Source organism: Pseudoalteromonas sp. SR45-5, from assembly GCF_014163565.1.
Lineage (GTDB): Bacteria > Pseudomonadota > Gammaproteobacteria > Enterobacterales > Alteromonadaceae > Pseudoalteromonas > Pseudoalteromonas distincta.
Window position 1 is genome coordinate 1 of the sequence record NZ_JACJDN010000021.1, and the last position, 15,784, is coordinate 15,784.

Here is a 15,784-nt window from a genome sequence, read left to right on the forward strand (position 1 = left end):
TTCATTGTTATTCTCCGTGTTATATTTTTAATATCCTGTTGTAGCAGGTGATTTACCTTATTGATTTTGTAATTAATTTAATGACCCTTGTGCCAAGGTTTACCTAGCCACATGGGTTCGTACATTTTTAATTTTTGTTTATTTTTACTGAGCATAATCAGTACTATAAGCGTTGCACCATAAGGCAACATGGCCAGTAAGTTAGACTCCACAGCCCACCCAAAAGCCTGTGCCACTAAATGCATAATGCTGGCAAAGCCAAATAAATAAGCGCCAAGCATTACGCGCTCAATACGCCAGCTTGCAAACACCACTAAAGCAAGAGCTATCCAACCTCGCCCTGCCGTCATGTTTTGAGTCCAAAGTGGTGTATAAGCCAACGACAAGTATGCGCCCGCAATGCCAGCCAGTGCGCCGCCAAACATAACGGCTAAATAACGTGTACGCATTACAGGTAATCCTAAGTTGTTGCCCACACTTGGGTTTTCGCCAATAGCTCGTACTGCAAGCCCTGCTCTGTGGTATTTAAAAAACAAATACGCACCAAGCACTAAACCCCAACTTAAATACACAATGGCGTCTTGCGAAAATAGCGCTTTGCCTAAAACCGGAATATGCTCAAACCCTGCAATTGCTAAAGTAGGTAACGCGTTAATGGTTTTTCCCTCATAGTCGGCCCCTAAAAATGCCGAAAGGCCTGTACCAAAAATAGTCAGCGCTAAACCTGCCGCTACTTGGCTAGCATTTAAATTAAGTGCTACAAAAGCAAAAATAAGTGAGGCCATAACCCCGACCAAAGCTGCTACAGTAAAACCAATAAATAGGTTGTCGCATTGGTACATAGTTATAAACCCTGCCACCGCGCCTAAGAGCATCATGCCTTCTTGCCCTAAATTTAAGGTGCCGCTTTTTTCGCATACCATTTCACCCAGCGCCACCAGCAATAAGGGGGTGCCTGTACGAATAGTGGCGTATAAAATATTAGTAATTACATCTAATTCCATGATTTAAGACTCCTGTGCAATATGTATTGGCTGCGCTTTTTGTTGTTTAAATGGCAGCGAAAATCTAAGGCGATAAGTAATAAGCACATCGCACGAGAGTAAATAAAACAGCATTAACCCCTGAAAAATACCGGTTATAGCGTTAGGTAATCCCATGTTAATTTGCGCAAGTTCACCTCCCATATAAATAAGCCCCATTAATAAACCCGCAAACGTAATTCCTACTGGGTGCAACCGCCCTAAAAAAGCAACAATAATGGCGGCATAGCCATAACCGGGTGATATTTGCGGAACCAGCTGCCCAATAGGCCCAGCTACTTCGCCCGCTCCAGCAAGCCCCGCCAAGCCCCCGCTAATAACTAGCACTCCGGCAATTAATAATGCTCGCTTGTAACCCGCCATTTTGGCCGCGGATGCATCAAGCCCAAGTACTTGTATTTGAAAGCCTATAAAGGTTTTACTAATAAAAACCCATGTGGCGCATAGCGCTAATAACGCAAACGCCAGGCCTAAGTGCAATCGAGTACCGTCGAATAAAACAGGCAATAACGTGCTATCGCCAAACAATGCACTTTCAGGAAAGTTATAACCGTGAGGATCTTTGAGTGGCCCATGAACAGCCCACAGCAATACATTTACTGCTATGTAGTTGAGCATTATGGTGACTAAAATTTCATTGGTGTTTAAACGCAGCTTCATAAAAGCAGCAAGCCCCGCCCACAACATGCCACCAGCAATACCAGCGAATAATGTAAGTGGCATTGCAAAAGCACTTGTTGAGTCAACAAAGTTAACGGCTACAGCACTTGCACATACACCACCAATAAGCAGTTGCCCTTCTGCGCCTATATTCCAAACCGATGCTCTATAACAAAGCGCTAAGCCATAGGCGCATAGCAAAATAGGAATGGTCATTACAAGTAGCTCTGTTACACCATACCAATCGGCAACAGGTGCTATAAGCAATGTATACAGGGCATTTAGAGGATCATGCCCTAATAAGGCAAACACCACGTAACCGGTTATTAATGTGAGTAAAATAGCTAAAACAGGAGAGAGATAGCTCCACGCTGGTGAGCGTTCAACACGTGGTTCTAACTTAATCATACGAGTGCCCCTTGTGGTGTGTGTACTTTAGGCTGGTTATTAAAAACATCGCTAAAGTCGCCAGCCATCCACTGCCCTAACTGCACAAGCGGTACGGTATCGGTATTTAAAATAGGAGACAGTTTGCCATCACAAATTGCGCCAATGCGGTCGCAAATTTTATAAAGTTCGTCTAAATCTTCTGAAATAACGAGTACCGCACACCCTTCGTCGCGAAGCTTTAAAATAGCTTCATGTATCGCCACCTGTGCACCTATATCTACACCCCAAGTAGGGTGCGACATAACGAGTAGTTTTGGACTTTGCTCTACCTCGCGACCAATAATAAATTTTTGTAAATTACCACCTGAAAGGCTAGCTGCATGAGTGCAAAAACTTGGCGTTTTAACCTTGTATTTTGTAATGATTTTATTAGCAAGCTCAGTAATTTTTTGTTTTACTAAAAAGCCATTTTTAACTAGTCCACTATCAAAACTAGTAAGCAATGCATTTTGTGCCAAATCCATAGTGGGCACGGCTCCTCGCCCAAGCCTATCCTCTGGCACACATGCAAGCCCAAGGCGGCGCCTTTTTAGCGGGCACAGTGCATCAACTACGGTATTTTTAAATTTAATGGCGCTACTACTAGCTTGAATTTGCTCCCCCGAAAGCACTTTTAATAACTCTTCTTGTCCGTTGCCTGCAACACCCGCAATCCCCACTATTTCGCCTTGCTGTACTGCAAAGTTAATGTTTTTAAGGGGTGTTTCAAATAATGCTTGTGCGGCGGTGGTTAGATTATTAACGGTTAAAAAATCCGCAGTACCCAAAGCTCTGCGAGTTTGGTTACTAATTGGCGTGTTGTCGCCTACCATCAGCCTAGCAATTGACTCACTAGTTTCGTTTTTAGGAATACAATGCCCGCTTACTTTCCCGCCTCTCAAAATGGTCGCACTGTCACATAGCTCAATCACTTCGTGCAGTTTATGGCTGATAAACAGCACAGAGCAGCCTTCTTTTTTAAGTGACTTTAGGGTTTTAAATAATGCATCGACTTCTTGTGGAGTCAGTACTGAAGTGGGTTCGTCTAAAATAAGTAACTGAATATCTAATAATAAGCATCTAACAATTTCTACTCGTTGGCGCTCTCCAGTTGAAAGTGTTGATACCAGTCTATGGGGGTCTAATGGCATACCATAACGTGTTGATGTTTTTGTAATTCGACCCGCAAGCGTGCTGCTATGCCCTGCTAAATCACCTAACGCTAGTTCAATATTTTGGGCGACCGTAAGTGTTTCAAATAACGAAAAATGCTGAAACACCATTCCAATGCCTAAATCACGCGCATCAGCAGGCTCTTTTATATTCATTATACGGCCGTTGAAAAACATGTCCCCTTGGTCAGGTTTAACCACACCATAAAGCATTTTCATTAATGTGCTTTTACCTGCACCGTTTTCACCTAATAAGGCATGCACTTCACCATGCTTAATTTTTAAGGTTACGCCATTATTGGCTATACATCCGGGATACTGCTTTGTCATTCCCTGCATAGTAAGGCGGTATTTATTATTCATTATTAGGGCCTATTTGTACTTAATGAGCAATTTAGCATACTCAAAACATCAACTGACCAACCGGTCAACAATGGCATGGTAACTGCAATATACTTACCAAGATGAAAAAGTATTTTTCTTACCCGTGCGCAAACAACAAGAAAAAACATACGCCAAGCCTTTATGTATCAGGGCTTTATAAAAATTAAGGGGGTCTGTGTGATTCAATTTTTATTAAATAACACGCCAATTGAAGTACAAGAATGTTCGCCAAGTCTCACCATTTTGGACTGGCTACGCACCAAAAAAGGGAAAGTGGGCACCAAAGAAGGGTGTGCAACTGGCGACTGTGGTGCGTGCACAATTTTAGTGGGTGAAGAGCGTATAAATGCAAACGGGCAAACTAGTTGGCAATACAAAACAATGAACAGCTGTTTATTGTTATTAGGTAATGCGCATGCAAAACATATAGTAACGGTAGAGGCTGTGACTACTGGCTTATACCCAAACTTAACCGATTTACATCCCGTACAACGTGCACTGGTAGAGTGCCATGGTTCGCAATGTGGTTTTTGCACGCCCGGTATAATAATGAGTTTGTTGGCTCTTTATATTAATGAGCCAACGTACCCTGGTAAAAAAGCGGTTATTCATGCACTTGGTGGTAACTTATGCCGTTGTACAGGTTATAGCCCTATATTACTTGCAGCCGAAAAAGCCTATAGCTATGAGCGTAAAGCTGAACCGTACTCAGCAATGGCCGCTCAATTTAAAGCATCACTTAATACGCAATATGATGACGATATTCCATTTTTAAAAAATGGTCCTCGTAAATTTTACTTACCACAAACTGCCCAGCAACTTGTTGAGCTAAAAGCGCTTTATCCTTATGCACATTTAGTTGCTGGTGGCACCGACTTTGCCATTGAGCTTAGCCAAAACATGCTCTTACCAGATGTAATTATCTCCCTTAGCCAAGTAAAGGAGTTTTGCACCTTGGCAGATAATAACGGTGAGTTACACATTGGTGCAGCACTACCTTATAGCCAATTTGTTGAAGTATTTTATAACCATTACCCAGAGTCAAAAGAGCTATTTGAACGCTTAGGATCAAGCCAAGTACGTAACAGCGGCACGCTTGGTGGCAGCATAGGGAATGCCTCTCCTATTGGCGATCCCGCTCCCCTTTTAATCGCTCTTAATGCATCAATGGATTTATTAAGCAGCGCTGGTACGCGCACTATTAAAGTTGCCGACTACTTTATTGATTACAAAAAAACAGCTCTTAAAAGCGATGAAGTAATTAGTAAGTTCACCATTCCAAAGCGCCCAGAGTCGCTAAAACTGGCATGTCATAAAATATCAAAACGCTTTGAAGACGATATATCTACCGTTTGTTTGGTGCTTGCTATAGAGCATTCAAAAAACATGATTACTCAAGCCCGCTGCGCTATGGGCGGTATGGCTGCTATTCCTAAGCGCGCACATCATATTGAGCAAAAGCTGATATCTCAATCATTACAAGTAAGTAGTTTTATAGACGCAGCAACGGCTATTAACGATGACTTTACGCCCATGAGCGATGTAAGAAGCAGTGCGCATTACCGCACCACGGTAAGCAAAAACTTATTACAACGCATTGGTATTGAGTTTTGTGAGCCACAAGCACGCAACAATAACAACATTGCCATTACGAGGATCTCACATGCGTCACTTTGAAATGGATAAACTAAAAGCGCAAGGTGGTAGCGTTGGAGAATCTAAATATCACGAAAGCGCTATTAAACAAGTTTGTGGCAGTGCAAATTTTGCCGACGATAACCCTGAGCCTTACGGTTGCCTGCATGCCTACCCAGTGCTCGCCCCTGTTACAAGCGGCTTTATTAAATCAATAGATACCAGTCTCGCACTGGCAGTTGAAGGCGTTAAACGTATTTTATCGGCCGAAGATGTTCCGGGTAAATTAGATATTGGCCCGGTATTTCCTGGTGATGTACTGCTGACCAGCCATGAAATTCAATACCACGGGCAACCTGTATTAATTGTCGTTGCCGACACCTATGAAATAGCGCGCCGCGCGGCACGTTTAGTGGTTATAGAGTGCGAGCAAACTACTCCAATACTTGATATTAAAAAAGCCATTAGCAAAGAGCATTGGGTAAGGCCGCCCCATTCACTTAACCGTGGTAACAGCGAAAACGCCATTAATAACGCAACCCACCAGCTTAAAGGCGAAATAAACATAGGCGGGCAAGAACACTTTTATTTAGAAGGCCAAATAGCGCTGGCGCAACCTGATAACGACGGGGGCATTCATGTTCAGTGCTCTACGCAACACCCTACTGAGGTGCAGCACTTAGTCGCTAAAATTTTAAAAAAGCCATTTAGCTTTGTAAACGTAGAAACCCGCCGTATGGGCGGTGCTTTTGGCGGCAAAGAAACCCAAGGCGCACCATGGGCATGCCTTGCAGCTCTTGCGGTTTACCACCTTGGCTGCGCAGTAAAAATGCGCCTAGCCCGCAGCGACGATTTTAAATTAACCGGTAAGCGCCACCCTTTTTATAATCACTATCATGTTGGTTTTGACGAAAATGGTTTAATAGAAGGTGCCGACATTACCGTAAACGGATTTTGTGGCTACTCCCCCGACTTATCGGATGCAATTGTAGACCGCGCCATGTTTCATGCCGATAACGCCTACTACTACCCAGCCGCCACAATTAAGGGTAATCGCTGTAAAGTAAATACCGTAAGCCATACCGCATTTAGAGGATTTGGTGGCCCGCAAGGAATGATTATGGGCGAGCTAATAATGGACGATATAGCCGCCAAATTAGGTAAAGATCCGCTTGAGATCCGAAAACTTAATTTATACAAAAAAGGCCGCGATACCACGCCGTACCATCAAACCGTAGAGCAACATATTTTAATAGATATGATTGCTCAGCTTGAGGAGTCGGGTGACTACTGGGCACGTAAAGAGGCTATTAAAGCATTTAACGTATCGTCACCTATTATAAAAAAAGGCCTTGCGATGACGCCGGTTAAATACGGTATATCGTTTACTGTACAACACTTAAACCAAGCCGGTGCATTAGTGCATGTATATAGCGATGGCTCTATACATTTAAACCACGGCGGCACCGAAATGGGCCAAGGGCTGAATACCAAAATTGCGCAAATTGTAGCCCATGGCTTTGGGGTCGATTTTAACGCGGTAAGTATTAGTGCTACGCGTACCGACAAGGTGCCAAACACTTCACCAACAGCGGCCTCAAGTGGTACCGACTTAAACGGCATGGCGGCGCTAAAAGCAGTAAACACAATAAAAGAGCACTTAATTGATTTTATTACCGAGCACTTTGAAGTAGACAGCAACACTGTTGTATTTAAAGATAACCTCATTACTTTTAGTAAAGGGGAAATTAGCTTTAGCGAACTTGCGAATCTTGCTTACATGAATCGTATATCGCTTTCATCTACCGGTTATTACGCCACACCAAAAATTCATTACGATAGAGCCAAAGGTGAAGGCCGGCCATTTTTTTACTACGCACACGGCGTTGCACTGAGTGAAGTAGAAGTAGATACGCTTACGGGCGAAAACACGGTAACTCGCGTTGATATACTGCATGATGTAGGCAGTTCAATTAATCCAGCACTTGATATAGGGCAAATTGAAGGCGCCTTTGTACAAGGTATGGGCTGGCTAACAACCGAAGACTTACAATGGAATGATAAAGGCCAGCTTGCAAGCTTTGGCCCAGCCAACTACAAAATACCAGCCATTGGCGATACCCCTGCCGAGTTTAACGTCAATCTTTATAACTCAGCAAATCCAGAAACCACCGTGTTTAGATCAAAAGCCGTAGGCGAGCCGCCATTTATGCTGGCCTTTAGTGTATGGAGCGCTATTCGTAATGCAATAAGTAGTGTGGCTGATTATAAATACACCGCCCCACTGGATACACCCGCAACCCCAGAGCGAGTATTGAGTGCAATTGAGCAAACCGCTAGCTGGTTTAAGGAGCATCAACATGACTAATTTAAATGAGTCGTTTCAGGGTTTTCATACGCAAAATTGGGCGCAGGCTATAAACGAGCACGAACAAAGCGGCACTAACTATGTAATTGCCACGGTACTTGGCACCAATGGCTCAACCCCACGCGGCACAGGCTCTAAAATGGTAATAAGCGGCGAGCATATTTACGACACCCTTGGCGGTGGCCATCTTGAGTACGTAGTAATAGAAAAAGCCCGCGAACTACTTTCCAAAGGCGAAGCCGCCCAAGTAATTGAGCAATTTAACCTAGGTGCAAATTTAGGCCAGTGCTGCGGCGGGGCTGCCACCGTTATGCTTGAATGCATGCAATGCGAGCGCTTTACCTTAGACATTTATGGCGCAGGCCACGTAGCACAGGCGCTTATTGGTATATTGGCACAACTACCTATGCGCATACGCTGGATAGATAGCCGCGCCGATGTATTCCCACAGGCTATTCCAAATAACGTAGTAAAAGTGGTTGATGAAGAACCAACAGAGCAAGTAAAACGTGCGCCTAAAGCTAACAACTACTTAATATTGACCCATAACCATCAGCTCGACTTTGCACTCACCCAAGCCATTATTAAACGCGCCGATGCCAATTGGCTTGGTGTAATTGGCTCTGACACTAAAGCCAAACGCTTTAAGCAACGCCTAGCACATCGCGATTTTACAGCCGTTCAAATACAGCAAATGACCTGCCCTGTTGGGCTTAATAACATTTCGGGCAAATTACCAATGGAAGTGGCTATTTCGATTAGTGGACAGCTAATTGGCCTTTATCAGGCTATGCAAACCCAAGAGCCAAAACGCCAAGGCTTGCAATGGCGCACACTAAAAAATGCCTTAATTAGCACCACGCAAGAGGAAGTAAACGCATGAGTAGTTTACAAATAAATACGCTAAATGATGCACAAGTAAAACAAGCACTTGAGCATTGCTGCGCGGCCCCTAACTGGGTGGCGGGCATGGTAAAAGCAATGCCATTTAAAAGTGCTCAGCAGCTGTTTGAATGCGCACAAAGCACATGGGATAACCTTGGCGAAAGCGACTATTTAGCTGCCTTTGAAGGCCACCCGCAAATAGGCGACTTATCAACCCTTAGCAAAAAATACGCTGCTACCGCACAAAAAGCGGGGCATGAGCAATCGGGTATGAGCAAAGCAAACGAAGCCGTACTTACCAAAATGATTGCCCTCAATAAAGAGTACCTGAACAAGTTTGGCTTTATTTTTATTGTGTGCGCCACCGGTAAAACGGCCGAACAAATGCTCGAACTCATAGAGCAGCGCATACACAACACCCGCAGTACAGAGCTAAATATAGCCGCGGGCGAACAAGCCAAAATAACAAAAATAAGATTGGAGTCACTGCTATGAGCAAAAGCCCTATAACTACCCATATACTTGATACAAGCACCGGAAAACCAGCAGCAAATGTTGCTGTTAAGCTATTTAAACTTACAAATAACGAATGGGTACAACTAACCCAAGGCAAAACCGATTCCGATGGGCGAATTACCGATTGGCTAAATACAGAAGTAGAATTTGCAACCTATAAGCTAGTATTTGATTTAGATAGTTATTACCAAAACCAACCTACCCCTGCGTTTTACCCAGAGGCACAAATAACGTTTAGATTACAAGATACTAAACATCATCATATCCCATTGTTGCTTAGCCCGTTTGGCTACTCTACATACAGAGGTAGCTAATAATGAGCACACAAAACAATAATGACTTAACAGTAGTTTGTGCCGATATACTCGACTTTGTTGACGACCCTGCCATTGCTGGCGAAAACGCCCATCGTTTTTTTGAAAAAGGCGCATTAGTTATCAAGCACGGCAAAGTAGTTAAACTTGGCTATGAGCACGACATACTGCCTACAATTGATAAATCAGCGCGTGTTATCCGCCATGATGGCAAACTCGTTATGCCTGGTATGATTGACACACACATACATTTGCCGCAAACCGAAATGGTAGGCGCGTATGGCGAGCAGCTTTTAAGTTGGCTCACCGAATACGCCTTCCCAACCGAAAAAAAGTTTACATGTAAGTATTATTCAAAAGAGATCTCTAATCGCTTTTTAGACGAGCTGCTGCGCAATGGCACAACCACTGCTCTTGTATTTGGCACTGTGCACCCGCAATCGGTTGATGCGTTTTTTAAAGAATCACAAAAACGCAATTTACGCATGATTGCCGGTAAAGTAATGATGGACCGTAACTGCCCTGACGACTTATCTGATTGCGCGCAAACAAGTTATGACGAATCTAAAGAACTCATCGAAAAATGGCACAATGTTGATAGGTTAAGCTACGCAGTTACACCGCGTTTTGCTCCTACATCAACCCCTGAGCAACTTCAAAAATGTACTCAGTTGCTTGAAGAATACCCAGACACCTACCTGCATACACACTTATCTGAAAACAAAGACGAGTGCGAATGGGTAAAAGGGCTATTTCCAGAATCCGAAGATTACTTAGGCGTGTACGAGCAAGCAAAAATGGTACGTAAACGCTCAGTATTTGCCCATAGTATTCATTTATCTGAGCGCGAGCTATGCTGCCTTGCAGATAACAATGCGGCAATATCGCACTGCCCTACCTCAAACCTATTTTTAGGATCAGGACTTTTAAATTTAAAAGCCTGTGAAGAGCACGGCATAAACGTAGGCATGGGTACCGATGTAGGCGCAGGAACAAGCTTTTCTATGCTACAAACAGGTAACGAAGCGTACAAAATTCAGCAATTACAAGGTCAAAAGTTTTCAGCATTTAAAGGGTTGTATTTAGCAACACTCGGCGGTGCTAGAACGCTCGATTTAGAAGGGACAATTGGTAATTTTGAAGCCGGTTGTGAAGCCGATTTTATTGTAATGGATTGTTCAGCAACCCCATTTTTAAAATTTAGAATACAGCATGCCAAAACCCTGCATGAAAAATTATTTGCAATGATGATGTTAGGCGACGACCGCTGCGTTGAGCAAACCTACATTATGGGTAAAAGTGTGTATAAGCGCGATGATAACAATCAATTTTCAGACACCCGCTCACCGGTATTAGAAGAGGCTTAACCGTTATGGAAAACTATTTATTTGAGCTTGCTCATTTAGTACTGCGTTATTTTCATGTTATTACTGGTATAGCATGGATTGGCGCTTCATTTTATTTTGCATGGCTTGATAACAACCTACAAACACCACCGCAGTGGAAAATAGATAAAGGCATAAAAGGCGATTTATGGGCCGTGCATGGTGGTGGCTTTTACGAAGTGGCTAAGTATCAAAATGGCCCTGAACAAATGCCGCATACTTTGCACTGGTTTAAGTGGGAAGCCTACACAACGTGGATCACCGGTATATTACTATTTAGCTTACTTTATTATGTTGGCGCCGATGTGTATTTAATTGATAACAGTAAAAGTGAGCTAAGTAAATTTGCCGCTATTGGCGCATCCCTTGGTTTTATTGGCTTAGGCTATGGTGTTTATCGTTTATTGTGTAAAACCCCACTGGTCGAAAACGGCAAAGTGTTTATTGCTGTAGTTATTGGTTTATTAGCTCTGTGGACTTTTGGGGTTGATCAATTATTTAGCGACCGCGCTGTGTATATTCATGTAGGTGCACTTATTGGCACGTGTATGGTGGGTAATGTGTATCACATTATTATGCCAGGCCAACGCTATATGGTAAGTGAAGTAGAAGCCGGTAGAATCCCTGATTCAGCGCCAGGTTTAAAGGCAAAGCTGTGTTCTATTCATAATAACTACGCCACATTACCTGTGGTATTTATTATGCTTAGCAATCACTTTCCTTACACGTATAGCCACAACTTTGGCTGGCTTATTTTAATTGCGCTGTTTGGTATTGGTATGTGGATACGCCATTATTTTAACTTAAAGCATCAAGGCGTTAATAAACCCTCAGTACTTGTAAGCGGTATTGCCGCCTTTTTTGCTCTTATGCTCGCCATAGCCCCTTGGCCCAGTACACCAACAAATGCAGGCGAAAGCGCGCCTTTACAAGCAAGTATTACCGACGCACAAGCGTGGGATATAATTAGCAAACACTGTACACAGTGTCACAGCGAAACAACCACCTCTGAGCTTTTTCAAACAGCGCCGCTAGGCTTTAAGCTCGACTCTATTAGTGATGTAAAAAAATCCAGCACGCTTATTCATACCCGCGCGGTTATAACCAAAGATATGCCACTGGCCAATATGACCAAAATGACAGACACAGAGCGCGAAACGCTAGGCGCTTGGCTCTCAGCACTTAAAAAGGAGCAATAAAATGAGCGAGCAATTTAAAAACTACCCGCGCGATTTAATTGGTTATGGTCCAGATGTACCCCATGCAAATTGGCCCAATAAAGCACGTATTGCCGTGCAAGTGGTATTAAATTACGAAGAAGGCGGCGAAAACTGTGTATTACATGGTGATGCAGCCGCTGAAACGTTTTTATCTGAAATAGTCAGTGCCCCCCATGTTGAAGACCGCCATATAAGCATGGAGTCTATTTACGAATATGGCTCGCGCGCGGGCGTGTGGAGGCTACTGCGTTTATTTAAAAAATACGATATACCGGTCACCATTTTTGCAGTGGCGATGGCCCTTGAGCGCCACCCCGATGTAGCTAAAGCCTTTGTTGAAGCAGGCCACGAGATTGCAAGCCATGGCCTGCGCTGGATTAATTATCAAAATATAGATAAGCAAACCGAACGCGAGCATATGCAACAAGCCATTGATGTCATTAAAAAGCTCACAGGTAAAAAGCCCAAAGGCTGGTACACAGGGCGCACAAGCCCTAACACAGCAGCCCTTGTGGTAGAAAATGGCTCGTTTTTATATGATGCCGACGATTACAGCGACGACCTACCTTTTTACAGTATTAAAGAAGGTAAACCACAGTTAATAGTGCCCTACACGCTTGATGTAAACGACATGCGCTTTGCCGCTGTTCAAGGTTTTAACGCAGGCGATCAGTTTTATAATTACTTAAAAGATGCATTCGATACACTATACGAGGAAGGCGACCCAGAAGGTGAAAACGCCCCAAAGATGATGTCGATAGGTTTGCATTGCCGCCTAATTGGCAGACCAGGAAGAATAAAAGCATTAGCACGGTTTTTAGAATATGCTCGCTCGCATGATCAGGTTTGGTTTGCCACACGTGAGCAAATAGCCGAGCACTGGCTTAAAACCCATCCGTATAAAAAAGCATAGTTTATATTTTTTTAAAACATAAAAAAAGCCCAGCAATGCTGGGCTTAAAGTCACTTTAGGAGTAGTTAGTTAAATGAAACCGTAATGATGTTAGAACATACATTTTCAGTTACACATAATTGGTAATCGTACGATGGTAATGTAGCACCACGTACGTAGTCGCGGTAACGACCTCGGTCAGCAGTAGTATCTACAAGCTCACCATTACGGTAAACACTTAGTGATTCAGCGCCAACACTTTCCCAACTAAGCTCTACACGCATAGTATCAAGGCGAGACTTATTAGCACGTTTTAAGGTGATTTCTAGCTCTACATCACTTACAACAACCGTTTGAGTTGATGTACTTGTATTGCCTTCACTGTCTGTTACCGTTAGTTCTACATCGTAATTACCTGATGCTGCATACACATGCATAGGGTTTTGATCAGATGATGTTGCACCATCGCCAAAGCTCCAGCTCCACTGTGTAATATCGTTATTTGAATCAGTGCTTGAATCAATAAAGTTAACTGTTAAGCCTTGTGTCTCAACGTCAAAACTAGCACGTGGTGGTTGTGGGCTAACTTCGCCAATAGCGCTTAGCGTTAATGACCAGCCATTAATTGTGCCGGTATCGGCTGCAGCAGTATCTTCTACTTGTAGTGTCCAATCGCCTGTAGCAACTTCGCCGTTAAATGATTCAGAAGTAAAGCTTCTAACTATGTCGTCGTTTGAACCACCCACATTGCTTTGTAGCGTTACTTGTGTGCCTTGAGCAGATACTAACTTAACCACTAAGTCGCCTGAGTAAGTATGCGAAATATCTACATCAGCAGTAGTACCAAATACTGTTAAGTCATCAGGAACATTAATTACTGACACTGCACCTACTGGCGAGTTATCAGGAATATCAACACTTGTGTTACTGCTGTAAGTAAAGTCGTTTAAGCCAACAGGTTGAACCATTAATTTAACTGACTGCTCTTTAACAATATCACCAGCTGTAGCTGTTACAGTAAGCTCGTATTCGCCCCACTGAGTGTTAGTATCGGTTTCAACATTTAGCATTACTTCATCGCCTGGGCGCGCTGTAAGCGATGATAAATAAGCGCCGCCTAATGTTGTTGATAACTCAAGCGTTACTTCTTCATCCCATTCGGCAATTGAACCAATTGTAAATGTGTAGTTAGTAGCTTGGCCTGCTTCAATTTGTTGCGTAAGTGGATCGGCTGATATTTTAAAGCCAGGTGTAGGGTCTGCATCAATAAGCGCTTGGTTAACATTAAGACGAGTACCTGCAACCGTTACACCTTGTAGCGCAGCATTTGCATCGCCAGAGTTCATTAGTAAATCTTTCAGCTCTTGAGTGCTAAGCTCAGGATTAATTGACAATACTAACGCTGCAGCACCTGCTACATGTGGCGTTGCCATAGATGTGCCTGAGTAAGATGCATAGCTCTCACCTGGTGTAGTTGATAAAATAGCACTACCCGGCGCGCCCATATCAACGCTTGTTAAACCATAATGTGAAAACCATGAAATACCATCGGTTTGATCCGTACTTGCAACCGATAATACACTTGCGTTTTCGTAGTTAGATGGGTAATGCGGGTTAACATCGTTATCAATAGTATCGTTACCAGCTGCGGCTACAAAGAGTAAATCCGCCGCTTCGCTTGATGCAATTGCATCTGCTAGTGCTTGGCTGTAACCGCCACCACCCCAGCTATTATTTAATACGCGTAAGTTAACGCCTGAGTTTTTAAGGCTAACCATGTAATCAATACACTTAATAGCGTCTGATGTTGAGCCATTACCCGCAGCATCTAAAAACTTACAACCAACAAGTGATACTTCATGGTTAACACCTACAACACCAATACCATTGCCACCACTTGCGCCAATAGTACCTGAAACGTGTGTACCATGGCCTTCGTCATCCATAGGGTCGCCACTGTCAGTAATGGCATTTATACCATGCACGTCATCTATAAAACCGTTACCATCATTATCAATACCATCTCCTGGTATTTCGCTGCTATTTACCCACATATTGCTAGCTAAATCACTGTGGCTGTAATCAATACCCGTATCGATTACACCTACCACTACATCGCGGCTACCTGTCGAAATATCCCATGCTTCTACTGCATCAATATCAGCGTCTGCTGTACCACCCGTTTGGCCATCATTATTTAAGCCCCAAAGCTCATCAAAACGAGGATCATCTGGCGTACGTGCAATGCTTACTTGGTAATCAGGCTCTACATATTCAATAGCTTGATGAGACTTTAAAAGCGCAATTGCGTCTTTAGTGCTCATTCCCGACACTTTAAACTTAGCTAAGCGACCTGAAAGTAAAGACGTATAGCTGTCATCAAGTTCATCTTTATTTAGATCAGTAATTTTAGCTTTAACTAATGAACGAGCCTGCTTACGCATTTCTTTCGTTGCATTACTTTTATATTTAACAATTATAGAATCACTGCTAGCAGTTACAGATTGCTTTACACCCACATCAGGAACTTTTGCAGCTGCTAAGCACGGAAGTAAGGCAAGAGTAATAATAGATAATTTTGTTTTCATTGTTCTATCCATAGTTTTTTTTGGGTTAGCTTAGATGCTCTAAGCACGTTCTTTCACTATTTCGAGTACAAGGGATCACATGGCATACCCTAAGGAAACAACCAAACTAATCATTTAACAAGTTAAAAAATAAAAACGTTGTTAAAACCAACAATTTTGACCAGTTAAAGTATAAAAAAAACACTAAAGACAGACCTTTTAATGAAATTCACGCAAAGCCATTTACCTAATAAAGGGTCGGAGATTTTTACTGCTTTTAGATTGAATTAATAAAAAACCTCAACAACCGCACC

Annotated in this window: 12 protein-coding genes; 8 read left to right on the plus strand and 4 right to left on the minus strand. The window is 43.0% G+C overall.

Annotation, left to right across the window (positions count from 1 at the left end; all coding sequences use genetic code 11):
* Nucleotides 1-77: 77 nt before the first annotated feature.
* From H5072_RS01845 to H5072_RS01855, 3 genes are read right to left on the minus strand one after another with little or no spacing between them, the layout of a single operon-like run.
* The gene (locus H5072_RS01845; protein ID WP_024591976.1) at nucleotides 78-1,004 is read right to left on the minus strand and encodes an ABC transporter permease; all 927 of its coding nucleotides are present in this window, start codon (nucleotides 1,002-1,004) and stop codon (nucleotides 78-80) included.
* A 3-nt stretch (nucleotides 1,005-1,007) separates the two neighbouring features.
* The gene (locus H5072_RS01850; RefSeq protein WP_182692491.1) at nucleotides 1,008-2,111 is read right to left on the minus strand and encodes an ABC transporter permease; all 1,104 of its coding nucleotides are present in this window, start codon (nucleotides 2,109-2,111) and stop codon (nucleotides 1,008-1,010) included.
* Nucleotides 2,108-3,667, minus strand: a complete 1,560-nt coding sequence (locus tag H5072_RS01855; RefSeq protein WP_182692492.1) for an ABC transporter ATP-binding protein — start codon at nucleotides 3,665-3,667, stop codon at nucleotides 2,108-2,110. Before H5072_RS01855 ends, H5072_RS01850 begins: the two co-directional genes overlap by 4 nt.
* A gap of 198 nt (nucleotides 3,668-3,865) precedes the next feature.
* Between H5072_RS01855 and xdhA the strand changes: the two genes are divergently transcribed.
* From xdhA to puuE, 8 genes are read left to right on the plus strand one after another with little or no spacing between them, the layout of a single operon-like run.
* Nucleotides 3,866-5,365: a xanthine dehydrogenase small subunit gene (xdhA, locus tag H5072_RS01860; RefSeq protein ID WP_182692493.1), complete on the plus strand. Its 1,500-nt coding sequence runs from the start codon at nucleotides 3,866-3,868 to the stop codon at nucleotides 5,363-5,365.
* A complete protein-coding gene (gene xdhB / locus H5072_RS01865) occupies nucleotides 5,352-7,691 on the plus strand; it encodes a xanthine dehydrogenase molybdopterin binding subunit (protein WP_182692494.1) in 2,340 nt (779 codons plus the stop codon). Before xdhA ends, xdhB begins: the two co-directional genes overlap by 14 nt.
* Nucleotides 7,684-8,574, plus strand: a complete 891-nt coding sequence (gene xdhC / locus H5072_RS01870; protein WP_165723393.1) for a xanthine dehydrogenase accessory protein XdhC — start codon at nucleotides 7,684-7,686, stop codon at nucleotides 8,572-8,574. Before xdhB ends, xdhC begins: the two co-directional genes overlap by 8 nt.
* Entirely contained in the window at nucleotides 8,571-9,071 is a 501-nt protein-coding gene (gene uraD, locus H5072_RS01875; RefSeq protein WP_024606698.1) for a 2-oxo-4-hydroxy-4-carboxy-5-ureidoimidazoline decarboxylase, read from the plus strand. The genes xdhC and uraD overlap by 4 nt, the downstream gene beginning before the upstream one ends.
* Nucleotides 9,068-9,406, plus strand: a complete 339-nt coding sequence (gene uraH, locus H5072_RS01880; protein WP_024595278.1) for a hydroxyisourate hydrolase — start codon at nucleotides 9,068-9,070, stop codon at nucleotides 9,404-9,406. Before uraD ends, uraH begins: the two co-directional genes overlap by 4 nt.
* Before the next feature lie 2 nt (nucleotides 9,407-9,408).
* Entirely contained in the window at nucleotides 9,409-10,773 is a 1,365-nt protein-coding gene (gene guaD / locus H5072_RS01885; protein ID WP_182692495.1) for a guanine deaminase, read from the plus strand.
* A gap of 5 nt (nucleotides 10,774-10,778) precedes the next feature.
* A complete protein-coding gene (locus H5072_RS01890) occupies nucleotides 10,779-11,990 on the plus strand; it encodes a urate hydroxylase PuuD (RefSeq protein WP_182692496.1) in 1,212 nt (403 codons plus the stop codon).
* Between the two features lies 1 nt (nucleotide 11,991).
* Complete coding sequence (gene puuE / locus H5072_RS01895; RefSeq protein WP_182692497.1) at nucleotides 11,992-12,924, plus strand: allantoinase PuuE; 933 nt, start codon at nucleotides 11,992-11,994, stop codon at nucleotides 12,922-12,924.
* 65 nt (nucleotides 12,925-12,989) lie between these two features.
* Here puuE and H5072_RS01900 read toward each other — a convergent pair whose 3' ends face one another.
* Entirely contained in the window at nucleotides 12,990-15,491 is a 2,502-nt protein-coding gene (locus H5072_RS01900) for a S8 family serine peptidase (RefSeq protein WP_154902977.1), read from the minus strand.
* Between the last annotated feature and the right edge of the window lie 293 nt (nucleotides 15,492-15,784).

Excerpts from the sequence above, each read along its gene's own strand:
- guaD (WP_182692495.1), top strand. The coding sequence starts at position 9,409 with ATGAGCACACAAAACAATAATGACTTAACAGTAGTTTGTGCCGATATA.
- H5072_RS01845 (WP_024591976.1), bottom strand. The coding sequence starts at position 1,004 with ATGGAATTAGATGTAATTACTAATATTTTATACGCCACTATTCGTACA.
- H5072_RS01855 (WP_182692492.1), bottom strand. The coding sequence starts at position 3,667 with ATGAATAATAAATACCGCCTTACTATGCAGGGAATGACAAAGCAGTAT.
- uraD (WP_024606698.1), top strand. The coding sequence starts at position 8,571 with ATGAGTAGTTTACAAATAAATACGCTAAATGATGCACAAGTAAAACAA.
- H5072_RS01890 (WP_182692496.1), top strand. The coding sequence starts at position 10,779 with ATGGAAAACTATTTATTTGAGCTTGCTCATTTAGTACTGCGTTATTTT.
- H5072_RS01850 (WP_182692491.1), bottom strand. The coding sequence starts at position 2,111 with ATGATTAAGTTAGAACCACGTGTTGAACGCTCACCAGCGTGGAGCTAT.
- xdhC (WP_165723393.1), top strand. The coding sequence starts at position 7,684 with ATGACTAATTTAAATGAGTCGTTTCAGGGTTTTCATACGCAAAATTGG.
- puuE (WP_182692497.1), top strand. The coding sequence starts at position 11,992 with ATGAGCGAGCAATTTAAAAACTACCCGCGCGATTTAATTGGTTATGGT.
- xdhB (WP_182692494.1), top strand. The coding sequence starts at position 5,352 with ATGCGTCACTTTGAAATGGATAAACTAAAAGCGCAAGGTGGTAGCGTT.
- H5072_RS01900 (WP_154902977.1), bottom strand. The coding sequence starts at position 15,491 with ATGAAAACAAAATTATCTATTATTACTCTTGCCTTACTTCCGTGCTTA.
- uraH (WP_024595278.1), top strand. The coding sequence starts at position 9,068 with ATGAGCAAAAGCCCTATAACTACCCATATACTTGATACAAGCACCGGA.